The sequence below is a fragment of the Serratia sp. ASV30 genome (genome assembly GCF_016428815.1).
GTDB classification, from domain to species: Bacteria; Pseudomonadota; Gammaproteobacteria; order Enterobacterales; family Enterobacteriaceae; genus Chania; species Chania fonticola_C.
Genome location: NZ_JAELTL010000041.1, coordinates 16,155 through 32,479 on the forward strand (window position 1 = coordinate 16,155; position 16,325 = coordinate 32,479).

Sequence of the window (16,325 nt, forward strand, 5' to 3'; positions counted from 1 at the left end):
ATGCTTTGCACCCTATGGATTTCAGTTACGGCTGAATACGGCGGGTATCCCATCATTCACCTCGAGGTTCGTACCATGTCATCCGCTGTACCCGCGTTAGACTTTGGCTCCATGACTCAAACCATCCAGTTTCTGATGGAAATCGACAAACTTAAAAGCGTGCAACGCCGTACCAAGGTGATGGGCACCCAGCGTCAGGAAAACTCGGCCGAGCACAGTTGGCACTTTGCCATTGCAGCCTTGAGCCTGGCCCCTTATGCCAGCGATGAAGTGAATATTCAGCGCGTGATCCAGATGGCTCTGCTGCACGATATCGTCGAGATCGATGCCGGTGACGTTATGGTTTACGATCTGGCGGCGCGAGCGGCGATCCACGATCAGGAAGTGGCGGCGGCAAAACGGCTGTTCGGGATGTTACCGGAACCTCAACGTGGCGTTTTCACCGATCTGTGGCAGGAGTATGAAGCAGGCGAAAGCGCCGATGCCCGCTTTGCACTGGTGCTGGATCGCTGCATGCCAATGCTGATGAACCTGCACAACGGCGGTCAGAGCTGGGTAGAGAATGATATCAGCCTGCAACAGGTACTGGACCGTAATACGATGATTGCCGATATCCATCCCGAGCTGTGGCAATATTTGGAACAGCATTTGCGGGATGCACAGCGTAAAGGCTGGCTGAAGTAATGCCCCTCACCCTAACCCTCTCCCACAGGGAGAGGGGACCGATCGAGTTCGCTGATTTCTCTGCGTAATACCCAATCTTCTTACTGCTCACTTCCCGCAGCAGTAAGGGCCAACCAAGCGCTCCGACCAACTCCCTCTCCCTGTGGGAGAGGGTCGGGGTGAGGGAACACCGCGATTGCCGTACTTAACGCCCTCCAGCGGCTTCGATAAAACTGCCGGTGACGTAGGACGCCGCATCGGAAAGCAGCCAGGCAACAGCTTGCGCCACTTCCTCTGGCTGACCACCCCGCTGCATTGGCAACGCAGACTTCACACGATCTACCCGCCCCGGCTCTCCTCCGCTGGCATGCATCTCGGTGTAAATACAACCCGGCCTAACACAGTTGACGCGTATCCCCTGTGCCGCCACTTCCAACGCCAGACCGGTAGTCAACGTATCCACCGCCCCTTTTGACGCCGCATAGTCAATATATTCCCACGGAGCCCCAAGTCGCGACGCAGCGGAAGAAACGTTGACGATCGATCCGCCCTGCCCACCATGCCGAAGCGCCATGCGCTTTACCGCTTCGCGGCAGCAGAGAAAATACCCGGTGACGTTAGTCGTCAGCACCTTATTGATCCGCTCGGCGGTGAGTTGCTCAATGCTCGCCTGTTGGAACAAAATGCCTGCGTTATTGACCAGAGCACTGATTGGCCCCAACGTGGCTTCCAGTTCGGCAAACATCGCCACCACCTCTGCTTCCTCGGCGATATCTGCCTGCAGAGCCAGCGCCTTGCCCCCCTGTTGGCGGATCTGCGCCACCACTAACTCAGCAGCAGCACTATCACGCAGATAATTGACCCCCACCGCATAGCCCTGCTGAGCTAGCAATAACGCCGTCGCACGGCCTATACCCCGGCTGGCACCGGTCACTAACGCTACTTTTGTCATTACGGTTCCTTGCTGTTGAGATCAGAAAAATAGCGGGTACTCACGAGGGCAAGCCAGACAACTTGCTGCTCGAAGATAGGTTAATCAGTGAACAGCAATCGCTGCGGTGCTGCAATAAAAAAGGGACACGGCATCATGCAGTGTCCCTCGATCATCATTTTGGCAAATGGTGTTATTCGTAGTCGCTCATCGGTACGCAAGAGCAGAACAGATTACGATCGCCGTAGACATCATCCAGGCGTTTCACGCTCGGCCAGTATTTGTTCTCACGCACACCCGCTATCGGGAACACCGCCAGCTCGCGGCTGTAAGCATGCTGCCAGTCGCTGACCAATTCTGCCTGCACGTGCGGTGCGTTGACCAATGGGTTGTCTTCCAGTGGCCATTCGCCTTGCTGCACGCGGTCAATCTCGCTGCGGATCGCCAGCATCGCATCAATAAAGCGATCCAGCTCCACCTTGTTTTCCGACTCAGTCGGTTCAACCATCAGCGTACCTGCCACCGGGAACGACATGGTCGGCGCATGGAAACCGTAGTCGATCAGGCGCTTGGCGATATCCATTTCGCTAATGCCTGTCTCTTCTTTCAGCGGGCGAATATCCAGAATACATTCGTGCGCCACGCGATGATCGCGGCCGGTATACAGCACCGGATAAGCGTCTTTCAGGCGGGTTGCGATGTAGTTGGCATTGAGGATCGCCACCTGGCTGGCCTGCTTCAGCCCTTCCGCGCCCATCATGCGGATATACATCCAGCTGATCGGCAAGATAGAGGCGCTGCCGAACGGTGCGGCAGAAACCGCGCCCTGCTGGGTGGTGACGCCATCAATCTGTACTACGCTGTGGCCTGGAACGAACGGTGCCAGATGAGACTTGACGCCGATAGGCCCCATGCCTGGGCCGCCACCGCCGTGAGGAATACAGAAGGTTTTATGCAGGTTGAGGTGCGATACATCCGCGCCGATATAGCCCGGTGTGGTGATCCCCACCTGCGCGTTCATGTTGGCGCCGTCCAGGTAAACCTGGCCGCCAAACTGATGCACGATCTGGCACACTTCGCGGATGGTTTCTTCATACACGCCATGGGTTGATGGGTAGGTCACCATGATGCAGGACAGGGCTTCCCCGGCCTGCTCGGCTTTCACCCGCAGATCGTGCAGATCGATGTTGCCGTTCTTGTCACAGGCCACGACCACCACGCCCATGCCCGCCATCTGGGCAGAAGCCGGGTTGGTACCGTGCGCCGAGCTTGGGATCAGGCAGATATTACGCCCTGCCTCATTGCGGCTTTCATGATAGCGGCGGATCGCCAGCAATCCGGCATATTCACCTTGAGCGCCCGAGTTAGGCTGCATGCACACCGCATCGTAACCGGTCAGTTGCACCAACCATTGAGAAAGCTGCCCAATCATCACTTGATAACCTGCGGCCTGTTCTGGTGGGCAGAACGGGTGCAGTTCAGAGAATTCAGGCCAGGTGATCGGGATCATTTCCGCAGCGGCGTTCAGCTTCATGGTGCAGGAACCCAGCGGGATCATCGCCTGATTCAGCGCCAGATCTTTACGCTCCAAACGATGCATATAGCGCATCATCTCGGTTTCGCTGTGATAGCGGTTAAACACCGGATGCGTGAGGATCGGATCTTTACGCAGCATGGCCGCCAGGATCGACTGGCTGTGTTTGCTCACGGCTGCATCCAGCGCATCAATATCCAAACCGTGGTTATCGCCTGCCAACAGGGCAAACAGCGTCTGCACATCTTCACGGGAAGTGGCTTCATCCAGCGTGATGCCGACTGCCCCGTGGATATCGGTACGCAGGTTGATGCCAAAGCCCAGCGCGCGTTCCAGCACCGCCGCCTTGTCTTTCACTTCCACGGTCAGCGTGTCGAACCAGGTTTGGTGGCGCAGTGTCAGACCCGCTTGTTGCAGGCCCGCGGCCAGAATATCGGTCAGGCGATGGATACGCCCGGCGATACGTTGCAGGCCTTGTGGACCATGGTACACCGCATACAGACTGGCGATATTGGCCAGCAGCACCTGCGAAGTACAGATATTCGAGTTGGCCTTTTCACGGCGGATATGTTGCTCACGGGTTTGCATCGCCATACGCAGCGCAGTATTGCCGGCAGCATCGCGGGACACCCCGATAATACGGCCAGGCATCGAGCGTTTGAATTCGTCACGGCAGGCGAAGAACGCCGCGTGTGGGCCACCGTAGCCCATCGGTACGCCAAAGCGTTGTGCAGAACCGAATACCACGTCGGCCCCTTGCTTGCCCGGTGCCGTCAGCAGCACCAGCGCCATAATATCGGCTGCCATGCTGGTGATGATTTTGCGCGTTTTCAGTTCTGCCAACAGGGCGCTGTAATCGTGCAGCTCACCGGTGGTGCCAACCTGTTGCAGCAGTACGCCAAACACGCCTTGCAGCTCCAACACCTTCGCCGGTTTGTCGACGATCACGTCAAAGCCAAAGGTTTCGGCACGGGTACGCACCACGTCCAGCGTTTGTGGGTGCACATCATCAGCCACAAAGAAGCGGTTGGCGTCTTTCAGCTTGCTGGCACGTTTGGCTAACGCCATCGCTTCTGCGGCAGCGGTAGCTTCATCCAGCAAAGAGGCAGAGGCCAGATCCAGCCCGGTCAGATCGAGAGTCAGCGTCTGGAAGTTGAGCAGCGCCTCAAGGCGGCCTTGTGACACTTCCGGCTGATAAGGGGTATAAGCGGTATACCAGCCTGGGTTTTCCAGCATATTGCGCAGGATCACCGGCGGCGTCAGCACCGCGCTGTAACCCATACCGATATAGGATTTGTAGCGCTGATTCTGTGAGGCAATCGCCTTCAGTTCGGCCAGCGCCTGATGTTCCGTGGCCGCATCGCCTACCGGCGGAGGCCCTGGCAGTTGGATATCGGCTGGCACAATCTGCTGGATCAGCGCGCTGAGCGAGCGAGCGCCCACGGCTTCCAGCATCTGCTGCTGTTGCTCTGCGGAAGAACCGATGTGGCGCTCGATGAACGCTTCGCTGTGTTCAAGTTGGCTGAGTGTCTGAGTCATTGCTACAAATTCCTGAATGCTTGCGGGGTACGGGATATAGCCTGAACTGCAAAACGCCCCACAGGGTAGTGGGGCGTGATAGTGATTATTCGTCGATGGAGGCCTGGTAAGCACCCGCATCTAGCAGCTTGTCTAGCTCTGTCGCATCGGATGCCTTGATGCGGAACAGCCAACCTTCACCGTATGGCTCGCTGTTGACCAGCTCCGGGGAGCTTTCCAGTTCGCCGTTAACCGCGATGATCTCACCGCTGATTGGCGCATAAATATCGGAAGCGGCCTTGACCGATTCTGCGACGGCACAGTCATCACCCGCGGAAACCGTGGTGCCGACTTCCGGCAGATCGACAAAGACCATATCGCCCAGCAGTTCCTGCGCGTGTTCGGTGATACCGACAACGTATTCGCCGTTGCCTGCATCACGCACCCACTCATGGGAGGTGGCGTATTTCAATTCTGTTGGCACATTGCTCATTGGCCTGCTACTCCTTCGAAGAATAAAAACTAATTGATCAGTGACTTACCGGCACGAACAAAACCTGGCTTACAGACTTTCACCGGCATTTCACGGTTACGGATCTGTACGATGGCCTGCTCACCGATACCGGCCGGAACCCTTGCCAGCGCAATGCTGAAGCCCAAGGTCGGTGAGAAAGAACCGCTGGTGATCACCCCAACCTGAGGTTGACCGTTAGCATCGGTGAAATGTACCGGCAGCTCATTACGTAATACGCCTTTTTCCGTCATGATCAAGCCGACCAGTTGTTCGGTGCCATTTTCGCGCTGCTGTTCCAACGCTTCACGGCCGATAAACTGACGATCCTGCGGTTCCCAGGCAACGGTCCAGCCCATATTGGCAGCCAGTGGTGAAACGCCTTCGTCCATTTCCTGGCCGTAGAGGTTCATACCGGCTTCCAGGCGCAGGGTGTCGCGAGCGCCCAGCCCGGCAGGTTTTACCCCAGCGGCCAGCAGTTTCTGCCAGAAATCCACCACCTGCTCTTTCGGCAGGGCAATTTCATAGCCCGCTTCTCCGGTATAGCCGGTGGTAGCAATAAACAGATCCCCCGCCTGCACGCCGAAGAAAGGCTTCATGCCTTCTACAGCCTGCTTCTGTTCTGGGGTAAATAAGGTGGCGGCGCGCTCTTTGGCCTGTGGGCCTTGCACCGCAACCAGCGCCAGATCGTCACGCACCGTCAGCTCAACGTTGAACGGAGCCGCATGCTGTTCGATCCAGGCCAGATCCTTTTCTCGGGTGGCGGAGTTCACCACCAGGCGGAAATAGTCTTCGGTAAAGAAATAGACGATCAGATCGTCGATCACGCCGCCGGATGCATTCAGCATGCCGGTATACAGCGCTTTACCCGATTGAGTGAGTTTGGCGACATCGTTCGCCAGCAGGTAACGCAGGAATTCACGGGTACGAGCACCGCGCAGATCCACGATGGTCATATGGGAGACATCGAACATGCCGGCATCCTGACGCACGGCGTGGTGTTCATCAATCTGGGAGCCATAGTGCAGCGGCATCATCCAGCCATGAAAATCAACCATGCGCGCACCGCACGCCACGTGCTGGTCGTACAGTGGGGTTTGCTTTGCCATCTTTTCCCTCTTTCCACTCAAGTAGCCGAAGACAGGGTGTTATTACGCAATAAGGCGGGTGTAGCTCGCGGGCCTGATTGCGCGAAACACGCTGGCTGCTCAACACAAATTGCCTCGCCAATGGTTAACGACGCAAACGATACCTTTGCCCTGACGTTAACACCGAACGCCCCTATTAACCATAAGTTAAAATAGGTTCGACCGGGTTCAGGGTCGGTAAAATGCCGCGTTAGTTTGCAGAGTTTTTCACTGGAAAAATGCGCTTTGAGGCACAAAATTAACAATTAAAGCGGCAAAAATCCGAAGTTATATAACAAACAGGGGCTGGGATAGAGAATTTCGGTTTTTGATAACCGACCATGGAATTAGAAAAAGTAATGAGAAATTCTGCCTGAAATTAGAATTTCTCAAACGAAGGGAGCTATAAGGGAAATCGATGACGGGTAAACATGCAGATTAGCGGGCGCGGCATGTGGCGCCCCATAGTGAGGTTTGTCAGCTCCAAGCTGACTAGGCGAGCCAGTCCGGCAGATCGTTAAGCCCCATGGCCTGCCGCACCAGTTTCGGCTTCACGCCCGGCAGACTGTCGGCCAGCCTTAAGCCTACGTCGCGCAGCAGCTTCTTCGCCGGGTTATGGCCTGCAAACAGTTCGCGGAACCCTTGCATACTCGCCAGCATCACTGCGGCACCGTGCTTGCGGCGGCGTTCATAACGGCGCAGATACAGATGCTGGCCGATATCCTTGCCCTGACGTTGCAGGCGTTTCAGCTCGGATATCAGCTCGGCGGCGTCCATAAAGCCCAGGTTCACCCCCTGTCCGGCCAGTGGATGCACGGTATGTGCCGCATCCCCCACCAGCGCCAGACGATGGGCGGCAAAGCTGCGAGCGTATCGCCCGGTAAGCGGGAAGGTCAACCGCTCGCTTTCAAGCTTGCAGTTGCCCAGACGCATATCGAAGGTCATTGCCAGCTCGCGGTTAAAGGCTTCCGGTTCCAGCTGTTGCAGCCGTTCAGCTTCTTCTGGCGCAACCGACCAGACGATAGAACTCAAATGCGGATCGCTAAACGGCAGGAAAGCCAGGATCCCTTCGCCATGAAACACCTGGCGGGCCGTAGCCAAATGGGGCTCTTCGGTGCGAATAGTGGCCACCAGCGCGCTGTGGCGGTAGTCCCAGAAGGTCAACGGGATATCGGCGTGCTGACGCAGCCAGGAGTTGGCTCCGTCGGCACCGATCACCAGCCGGGCGGTTAACATACGGCCATCTTCCAGCGTGACGAAGGCGTCGTTTTCCCCCCATGCCACCTGTTTCAGCGCAGCCGGGGCGAGCAGCGTCACATCGGCCAAGGTGGCCGCCTTGTGCCACAGCGCCTGCTGGATCACCTCGTTTTCTATGATATGGCCGAGATGGCTGAAACCACATTCGTCGCCGCGAAACGCGATCTTGCCGAAGCTGTCACGATCCCAGACTTCCATCGCGTTATACGGGCTAGCGCGCAGGTTGCGGATCTCATCCCACACGCCAATTCTTTGCAGCAAGCGCTCGCTGGCGGCGTTAATGGCAGATACGCGCAACGCTGGCTGTTCTGGCAGCGGTGATAAATCTGGCTGCCGATGTTCCAGCACCGCTATGCGCAGGCCACTGCCCTGCAAACCGCAGGCCAGTGCCAATCCCACCATACCGCCACCGGCGATAATCACATCAAATGATTGCATGCTGCTTGAGTTCCTTAAATTTGCCCCTCACCCCAACCCTCTCCCACAGGGAGAGGGAGCTGATTCGGTGACTTTTATCAAAATATTGCCCTACTTCGGCAAGGCAGGTAGGGCAAAAATTAGTGTTCATCCCAACTTCGACCCAACCCTCTCCGACAAGGAATATGAGGGAATAAATCAGCGTTCAACCCAGCCTAACGTGCGTTTGGCAAAGGCATCGCGCATGGCCGGTAGCTGCTCCATTGCCATCAGCCCCAGATTACGCCCGGCGACCAGCGGCGCGTAGCTATTGGCAAACAGGCGAATCAAACCGTCGGTGACGCCGATGGTCGCCTGCTGATCCTGTTGCCGACGTCGCTGATATTGGCTCAATAGCGCATAGTCACCCAGATCGGTGCCAGCCTGCGCGGCTTCTGCCAGGGTTTCCGCCAGCGACATCACGTCTCGCAAACCCAGATTGAATCCTTGCCCGGCGATCGGATGTAGCGTTTGCGCCGCGTTGCCAACCAGCGCCAGACGATGGCTAACGTGCTGATTGGCCCTCAGCAGGCTAAGGGGGTAACTGTGGCGCTTACCCGCCTTCAGCATCTTGCCCAGCCGCCAGCCGAAGGCCTGTTGCAGCTCACTGAGAAAACGCTCATCACTCCAGCTATCGACCTGCTGACGAGCTTCCCGAGCGTGGCACCACACCAGCGAGCTACGCCCGCCAGACATCGGCAACAGCGCCAACGGCCCGTAGCGGGTGAAACGTTCGAACGCCCGCCCTTGCGGAGCCTCGGCCGTCGAAACGTTGGCAATGGTGGCAAACTGCGGGTAATCACTCTGCTGCCACTGGATATTGCAGGCCTGCGCCAGCGCCGAACGTGAACCATCCGCCGCTACCAGCAACTGGCCCGTCAGATGCTGCCCGTTATCCAACTGCACTTCAGCGCGATCGACGGTACGCAGCACATCGACCACTTTAGCCGGGCAATGCAGGGTGATCCCTGGGGCCTTTGCCAGCAGGGCAAATAACCGCTGCCCAGCGTCGTGCAGTTCAATCACCTGCCCCAACGCCTCCACCTGATAGTCCTGCGCATGCAGGTTCACGAAACCGGCATGCCCGCGATCGCTGACGTGGACGTGAGTGATCGCCGTGGCACAGTCCCGCAACGCAGCCCAAACGCCGATACGCATCAGCTGTTGGCAGGTTCCCTGCGCCAGAGCAATAGCGCGTGCATCAAAGCCAGGATGCGCACGATCGTCTGGCAGGGTTGCCTCCACCAGATCGACGGCCACCTTGCCCTGAGTCAAAGATGAAATCGCCAGCGCCAACGTAGCGCCCGCCATCCCACCGCCCACAATGATTACGCTCATGTTATCTGGCCGCCGCCATCAGGGCTTCAATCGCATCGGCATCCTTCACCACGCTGGCGGTCAAATTCTCATTACCGTCCTGGGTGATCAGGATGTCGTCTTCGATGCGGATACCGATACCGCGATACTCCTGCGGCACATCAGCATCCGGTGCGATATACAAGCCAGGTTCTACCGTCAACACCATGCCTGGCTCCAGCACGCGATCGCGGCTCGCTGAGCCATAGTGGCCCACGTCATGCACATCCAGCCCCAACCAATGGCTCAGGCCGTGCATAAAGAACTGGCGGTGTGCCTGCTCGGCAAACAGCTGTTCCACGTCGCCCTTCATCACGCCCAGCTCAACCAATCCGGCGATCATGATGCGAACGACCTGATCGTTCACCTCGCGAATGCTGATACCCGGTTTAAACATTTCCAGCGCCTTGTTGATCGACGCCAGCACGATGTCATATACCTCACGCTGCGGCTTGCTGAACTTGCCGTTAACCGGGAAGGTACGGGTAATATCGCCAGCATAACCACGATATTCACAACCGGCATCAATCAGCACCAAATCACCGTCACGCATTTCACATTCGTTTTCGGTGTAATGCAGGATGCAGCCATTTTCTCCGCTGCCGACGATGGTGTTATAAGACGGGAAGCGGGCGCCCAAGCGGTTAAACTCGTGCAGGATCTCCCCTTCGAGCTGATATTCGAACATGCCCGGGCGGCACTTTTCCATCGCACGGGTATGCGCCATGGCGCTGATTTCACCGGCGCGGCGCATAACGGCAACCTCTTCTGCCGATTTGAACAGGCGCATGTCATGTAGCCACGGACGGTAATCCGTCAGGGTTGCAGGGGCTTCCAGATTCTGGCGGAAGCCTTTACGCAGTTTATCCAGCGCGCCGAACAGGATTTCATCGGCATAGGCATATTGCCCCTGCGCGTGATACACCACGTCCAGGCCGTTGAGCAGCAGGTGCAGTTGATCGTTGATTTCGTCGAAGGCCAGCGCGCGGTCTACCCCCAGCTTGGCCGGAGCCGCGTCTTGACCCAAACGGCGGCCAAACCAGATTTCTGCCGTCAGATCGCGTACGCGGTTGAACAGCACGCTGTGGTTATGAGTTTCATCACTCTTCACCAGGATCAACACCGCTTCCGGCTCGTTGAAACCGGTCAGATACCAGAAATCACTGTTCTGACGGTAAGGATATTCAGAGTCTGCACTACGCGTCGCTTCCGGTGCGGCGAAAATCACTGCCGCGCTGGCCGGAGCCATCTGTGCCAACAAAGCCTGACGGCGTTTATGGAATTCCTGCTGGGTCATCACATCTCCTGAAATCGGTTTATGCCACCTGCTGAACGCAGTCAGTAGGGGTTATCAGCGCTCTCGGCCAACGGACGTGGGATCCGCCGGTCAGTGCAACGTTGGCCTTTTATTTTCCGGGGCCGTCGGTTTCTGGCGGGTAAATTCAGTATGGCAAAGCAGCGCAGCAACGCGCACGTACTCCACCACTTCTTCCAGCGACTGTTCCAGTTCTTCCTGGTCTTCGCCTTCGTCATAACCCAGTTGAGCGATATTACGCAGATCGTCGATCGCCTCGCCCACTTCATCTTTCACCTGCGCCAGCTTCGGCTGCATCATGCCCAGCCCCAACAGGAAGTGGTTTACCCACCCCGCCAAGGCATCCGCACGGTCAAACACGCTGACGGTTTCGCCTTCCGGCATCATCAGTTGGAACATGAATTCGTCATCTTCCAGCGTATCACGGGTGATTTCATGCAGTTGCTGTAACGGTTGGCTCAACGCCTGCGGGAAGGCAATGCCTTCATTGGTCAGATCAAACACCAGCGTCTGCCAACTGGCATCGCGGTTGCCACCGCACAGCAGGCCACTGATCAAACCGTGCATCTCGGCTGCGGTCAAAGCAACCGCCTGCTGGTTAAGAGCCACGGTCAAAGATTGGTAACTTGGAAATGTATTCTGTATAGACATGCGCATTCGTCATCGTTGGCAGGATAAGTTCGTGTTATGCTACCACCAAGGTCCGTTGGTATACCAGTTGAGGCAACACCTCAGTGGCTAGTTATAATCAGCGCAGTCCGGGCAAACGTACGGTAAATACGCATTTTGCAACCGTTTTTTGTTTGGTAATGTTAGGCGCGGTAGATTACAACCAGGTACTGAAAAAGTGTTGAATCTTGGTACCCAGGTATATATAGTGGCGCCCGCTTCGGTGGCCCGGCAATGGCTGACCGGTGCTGGCGCGAAATTTAGGCAGGAAGGTGGCATGTCTGCACAACCGGTAGATATTCAAATTTTTGGCCGCTCGTTAAGAGTCAATTGCCCGCCAGAACAACAAGATGCGTTGAACATGGCAGCAGAAGATCTTAACCAACGGTTGCAAGATCTTAAAGTTCGCACTAGAGTCACAAATACAGAGCAGCTCGTATTTATCGCAGCATTGAACGTCTGTCACGAACTTGCTCAAGAACGCTTGAAAACGCGTGACTATGCGGCCAATATGGAACAACGAATTCGTATGCTGCAACAGACCATTGAACAAGCGCTGCTTGAACAGGGTCGCATCTCTGAACGTCAGGATGCACAATTCGAATAACTTAAGTTGCTGGAGTTGAAGGCTCCGGCAATGAGTGAAAAATTTCTCTGAGATGTTTGCCAGCGGGCCAGTCCCCTGAGCCGATATTTAGTACCAACAGAATGTGATGATCCACGATCGGTGTGCATGCTCGGCCCGTCCGAGAAGCCTTAAGATTGTGACAGCACGTTCACCTTGAACCATGGGTTCAAGGGTTACAGCCTGCGACGGCATCTCGGAGATCCCTTCACCTGCGTTTTCAGTGTGTTAACTCACCACTACTGGCGAATCTAACACTATGTCTTTGCAACCTCAGTTCGCTCAGCAACGCCAACTCATCCGTAACGAAATACGCCAACGACGCCGTGCCTTAACGCCCACTCAACAGCATGATTTCGCCCAGCAAATGGCCAGCAATATTGCGCAACATCCACGCATTCAGGCAGCCAGACACATTGCGGCGTTTCTCTCTTTTGATGGCGAACTAGATACAGGCCCGCTGATCGAGCGGCTGTGGCAGCTGGGTAAACGGGTTTATCTGCCCGTTTTGCATCCATTCAGCCCTGGTAACCTGTTGTTCCTGCATTACACTGCGCAAACGCCGCTGGTGAGTAACCGCTTCAAAATCCTTGAGCCAGCGCTCGATGTCCGCCACGTCTTACCTGTGTCACTGTTGGATGTGGTATTGACGCCGCTGGTCGCCTTCGATTCGGCAGGGCAACGTCTGGGGATGGGCGGCGGGTTTTACGATCGCACCTTACAAAACTGGCAGCACGCAGGCCCCTATCCGCTGGGGATTGCGCACGATTGCCAACAGGTTAGCGCCCTGCCGGTGGAGCAATGGGATATCCCTCTGCCAGAGATTATCACCCCGTCACAAAGCTGGGCCTGGCCAATCTCCACATAGCAAAAGGCCGGATTGCTCCGGCCTTGGTGTTCCGTCGGTTACCGATTACAGCAGTAAGCGGGCACGGATGGTCCCTTCGATCGCTTTCATACGTTGCAACGCTGCATCAGCACGTTCAGTTTCCGCTTCGATATCGATAACCACGTAGCCAATTTCCGAGCTGGTCTGCAGATACTGGGCCGCGATGTTCACCCCTTCTTCGGCGAAGATCTGGTTAATCTGCGTCAGGATGCCTGGGCGGTTTTCATGAATATGCAGCAAACGGCTGGCGTTCGGGCCATGTGCTGGCAGCGACACCTCTGGGAAGTTGACCGCAGACAGCGTTGAGCCGTTATCGGAATACTTCGCCAGCTTGCCAGCCACTTCATCACCGATGTTCTCCTGCGCTTCCTGGGTTGAACCGCCGATATGCGGCGTCAACAACACGTTATCGAACTCGCACAGTGGAGAATTGAACGGATCGCTGTTGGTTGCAGGCTCTTCCGGGAACACGTCGATTGCCGCACCGGCCAGATGGTCGCTCGCCAAGGCGTTACACAGTGCCGGGATATCCACCACGGTGCCGCGTGAGGCGTTGATCAGGATCGCACCTGGCTTCATCAGCGCCAGCTCTTCGGTGCCGATCATGTTCTTGGTCGACAGCGTTTCCGGCACGTGCAGCGTGACCACGTCGCTCATATTGAGCAGATCGGACAGATGGCGCACCTGTTGGGCATTACCCAGCGGCAGCTTGTTCTCGATGTCGTAGAAGAACACTTTCATCCCCAGGCCTTCCGCCAGGATGCCGAGCTGAGTACCAATATGGCCGTAGCCGATGATCCCCAGCTTCTTGCCCCGCGCTTCATACGAGCCCACGGCCAGTTTCTGCCACTGGCCACGGTGTGCCTTGGCGTTGGCCGTTGGGATCCCGCGCAGCATCAACAGCAGCTCACCCAGCACCATTTCGGCCACGGATCGAGTATTGGAGAAAGGCGCGTTAAACACCGGAATGCCGCGTTTGGTCGCCGCTTTCAAATCAACCTGGTTGGTGCCGATACAGAAACAGCCCACCGCAACCAGCTTCTCTGCGGCCGCAAAGACTTCCTCGGACAGATGCGTGCGCGATCGGATACCCACGAAGTGTGCATCACGGATCGATGCCTTCAGCGCTTCGGTGTCTAACGCACCTTTGTGATATTCAATGTTGCTATATCCGGCAGCACGCAGGTTATCCACGGTGCTCTGATGAACCCCTTCTACCAACAGGAACTTAATCCTGTCTTTCTCCAATGATACTTTTGCCATTTACCCGACCCTATGTTCAGACTTCAGAAGCGGCTGTTTTCCCCTTTATACCCGTCATTCTTTAAACCACACGACGGGGATAGCTTTCAAATTGCCGCCACACTGGCAGCAACCCAAAATCAACAGCACGTCCCTCCAACATAACAAAAATAACGCGCCCGGCAATACAAACGATTGCCTGCCCGTTAGCACAAGGCTCAGCGATGTCGATGGTTTCTGGTGGAAAATGCCATTGGGAAAGATTTAGGCAGAAGCTTAACGGAGGTTATTAACGGAATGTGACATATGTCACCAAATTCGCCCGTTTTAAGAAAAGATATTTTAAGACAAGAATTATGCGTGGCGGACCGTAAGCCAGTAAAAAGCGGCGAACCGGCTGAGACTTTGTCAGCAGGCTCACCGCTTTTACGGCCAGATTATCTGACCACTTTTTTTACGCCATCCGGCGTGCCAACCAACGCGACGTCCGCGCCACGGTTGGCAAACAGGCCAACGGTAACCACGCCAGCAATGCCGTTGATTTTGTTTTCCAACGCGATGGCATCGAGGATTTCCAGGTTGTACACATCCAGGATCACGTTGCCGTTATCGGTTACGACGTTCTGGCGGTATTCCGGCAGGCCACCCAGCTTGACCAGCTCACGCGCCACGTAGGAGCGGGCCATCGGGATCACTTCTACCGGCAGCGGGAATTTACCCAGCACATCAACCTGCTTGGTGGAATCGACAATGCAGATAAACTGACGGGCAATGGCAGCAATGATCTTTTCGCGGGTCAGCGCTGCGCCACCGCCTTTAATCATCTGCATGTGGCCGTTGATTTCATCGGCACCGTCAACGTAGATATCCAACGAATCCACTTCATTGCTATCGAAAACGTGGATCCCGAGGCTTTTCAGCTTGGCGGTCGACGCGTCTGAGCTGGATACCGCACCTTCGATCTGGTGTTTGATCGAACCCAGCGCATCGATAAAGTGAGCCGCAGTCGAGCCGGTGCCCACGCCCACGATAGTGCCAGGCTTCACGTATTCCAATGCTGCCCAGCCTACCGCTTTTTTCAGTTCATCCTGAGTCATGATGTGTTCATTGCCTATGTACGAAAACGTGTGCGTATTATAGGGTAAATCACTGATGGCAACTTAGGCTAAAACACACTTATTTAACCTGACGCACATTTCTGCCCCACCCTACGACGCCCGCTCTGAAAAGAGCGGCGGGATTTTTTCACCTGAGAAAGTGCAAAAATGTGGCATAGTGCCTGAATCAACTTACTAAAAGGGATCTTCTCTCCGATGAAACGCCCAGACTATAGAACGCTGCAAGCGCTGGACGCGGTGATCCGTGAGCGTGGCTTTGAGCGCGCGGCACAAAAACTTTGCATCACCCAATCGGCGGTATCCCAGCGCATCAAACAGTTGGAAAACCTGTTCGGCCAACCGCTACTGGTACGCACCGTGCCACCGCGCCCAACCGAGCAGGGTCAAAAACTGCTGGCCTTGCTGCATCAGGTCGAGCTGCTGGAAGAGGAGTGGTTAGGGAATGACAATGGGGTCGATACGCCGCTGTTGCTGTCACTGGCGGTCAACGCCGACAGCCTGGCAACCTGGCTGTTACCGGCGCTAAAACCGGTGCTGGCCGATTCCCCGGTGCGCCTGAATTTACAGGTGGAAGACGAAACCCGCACGCAGGAACGTCTGCGCCGGGGGGAAGTGGTGGGCGCGGTCAGTATCCAGCCGCAGCCGCTGCCAAGCTGCCTGGTCGATCGGTTAGGCGCGCTGGACTATCTGTTTGTCGCCTCGAAGGCCTTTGCCGATCGCTATTTCCCCAACGGGGTGACCCGTTCCGCCCTGCTGAAGGCACCAGCGGTGGCATTCGATCATCTTGATGATATGCATCAGGCGTTTTTACAGCAGAACTTCGATCTCTCGCCGGGCAGCGTTCCCTGCCATATCGTTAACTCGTCAGAGGCGTTTGTTCAGTTGGCACGGCAAGGCACCACCTGCTGTATGATCCCGCATTTGCAGATTGAGAGAGAGCTGGCCAGCGGAGAACTGATCGACCTGACACCGGGCCTGTTCCAGCGCCGTATGCTGTTCTGGCACCGCTTTGCCCCGGAAAGCCGCATGATGCGTAAGGTCACCGATGCGCTGCTGTCGCATGGGCATCAGGTGTTAAGGCAGGATTAAAGGCGCAGCGTGACGCCGCGCCCAG

Annotated in this window: 14 protein-coding genes and 1 other RNA gene; 5 read left to right on the forward strand and 10 right to left on the reverse strand. The window is 56.3% G+C overall.

Annotation, left to right across the window (positions count from 1 at the left end):
• Window positions 1-75 precede the first annotated feature (75 nt).
• Window positions 76-684, forward strand: a complete 609-nt coding sequence (locus JHD74_RS17535; protein ID WP_074029726.1) for an HD family hydrolase — start codon at window positions 76-78, stop codon at window positions 682-684.
• 184 nt (window positions 685-868) lie between these two features.
• On the opposite strand, the gene JHD74_RS17540 is transcribed toward JHD74_RS17535, so the two are convergent.
• From JHD74_RS17540 to JHD74_RS17575, 8 genes are all read right to left on the reverse strand, one after another.
• Window positions 869-1,615, reverse strand: coding sequence for an SDR family oxidoreductase (locus JHD74_RS17540; RefSeq protein ID WP_199063178.1), 747 nt, complete (start codon window positions 1,613-1,615; stop codon window positions 869-871).
• A gap of 172 nt (window positions 1,616-1,787) precedes the next feature.
• Window positions 1,788-4,667, reverse strand: coding sequence for an aminomethyl-transferring glycine dehydrogenase (gcvP, locus tag JHD74_RS17545; RefSeq protein ID WP_199063179.1), 2,880 nt, complete (start codon window positions 4,665-4,667; stop codon window positions 1,788-1,790).
• Between the two features lie 85 nt (window positions 4,668-4,752).
• On the reverse strand, window positions 4,753-5,139 hold the full coding sequence (gene gcvH, locus JHD74_RS17550; protein ID WP_065684487.1) for a glycine cleavage system protein GcvH: 387 nt from the start codon (window positions 5,137-5,139) through the stop codon (window positions 4,753-4,755).
• A 29-nt stretch (window positions 5,140-5,168) separates the two neighbouring features.
• Window positions 5,169-6,266 carry a glycine cleavage system aminomethyltransferase GcvT gene (gene gcvT, locus JHD74_RS17555; RefSeq protein WP_065684488.1) on the reverse strand — a complete coding sequence of 366 codons (1,098 nt, stop codon included), beginning with the start codon at window positions 6,264-6,266 and terminating at the stop codon, window positions 5,169-5,171.
• Between the two features lie 510 nt (window positions 6,267-6,776).
• Complete coding sequence (ubiI, locus tag JHD74_RS17560) at window positions 6,777-7,979, reverse strand: FAD-dependent 2-octaprenylphenol hydroxylase (protein WP_199063180.1); 1,203 nt, start codon at window positions 7,977-7,979, stop codon at window positions 6,777-6,779.
• Between the two features lie 177 nt (window positions 7,980-8,156).
• Window positions 8,157-9,335 carry a 2-octaprenyl-6-methoxyphenyl hydroxylase gene (gene ubiH / locus JHD74_RS17565; RefSeq protein WP_098929860.1) on the reverse strand — a complete coding sequence of 393 codons (1,179 nt, stop codon included), beginning with the start codon at window positions 9,333-9,335 and terminating at the stop codon, window positions 8,157-8,159.
• 1 nt (window position 9,336) lies between these two features.
• A complete protein-coding gene (gene pepP / locus JHD74_RS17570; RefSeq protein WP_021806207.1) occupies window positions 9,337-10,650 on the reverse strand; it encodes a Xaa-Pro aminopeptidase in 1,314 nt (437 codons plus the stop codon).
• Between the two features lie 90 nt (window positions 10,651-10,740).
• Window positions 10,741-11,319, reverse strand: coding sequence for a YecA family protein (locus JHD74_RS17575; RefSeq protein ID WP_024486381.1), 579 nt, complete (start codon window positions 11,317-11,319; stop codon window positions 10,741-10,743).
• Window positions 11,320-11,614: 295 nt separating this feature from the next.
• Between JHD74_RS17575 and zapA the strand changes: the two genes are divergently transcribed.
• From zapA to JHD74_RS17590, 3 genes are all read left to right on the forward strand, one after another.
• A complete protein-coding gene (gene zapA / locus JHD74_RS17580) occupies window positions 11,615-11,944 on the forward strand; it encodes a cell division protein ZapA (RefSeq protein WP_021179791.1) in 330 nt (109 codons plus the stop codon).
• Between the two features lie 41 nt (window positions 11,945-11,985).
• Window positions 11,986-12,169, forward strand: a non-coding RNA gene (gene ssrS, locus JHD74_RS17585) — 6S RNA.
• 52 nt (window positions 12,170-12,221) lie between these two features.
• Window positions 12,222-12,830, forward strand: coding sequence for a 5-formyltetrahydrofolate cyclo-ligase (locus JHD74_RS17590; RefSeq protein ID WP_199063181.1), 609 nt, complete (start codon window positions 12,222-12,224; stop codon window positions 12,828-12,830).
• 45 nt (window positions 12,831-12,875) lie between these two features.
• Here the strand turns inward: JHD74_RS17590 and serA are convergent, their stop codons facing one another.
• A complete protein-coding gene (gene serA, locus JHD74_RS17595) occupies window positions 12,876-14,114 on the reverse strand; it encodes a phosphoglycerate dehydrogenase (RefSeq protein ID WP_024486383.1) in 1,239 nt (412 codons plus the stop codon).
• A gap of 416 nt (window positions 14,115-14,530) precedes the next feature.
• The gene (gene rpiA / locus JHD74_RS17600) at window positions 14,531-15,190 is read right to left on the reverse strand and encodes a ribose-5-phosphate isomerase RpiA (RefSeq protein WP_024530750.1); all 660 of its coding nucleotides are present in this window, start codon (window positions 15,188-15,190) and stop codon (window positions 14,531-14,533) included.
• A 216-nt stretch (window positions 15,191-15,406) separates the two neighbouring features.
• Here rpiA and JHD74_RS17605 point away from each other — a divergent pair, with 216 nt between their 5' ends.
• A complete protein-coding gene (locus tag JHD74_RS17605) occupies window positions 15,407-16,300 on the forward strand; it encodes a LysR family transcriptional regulator ArgP (protein WP_021179788.1) in 894 nt (297 codons plus the stop codon).
• Window positions 16,301-16,325 lie beyond the last annotated feature (25 nt).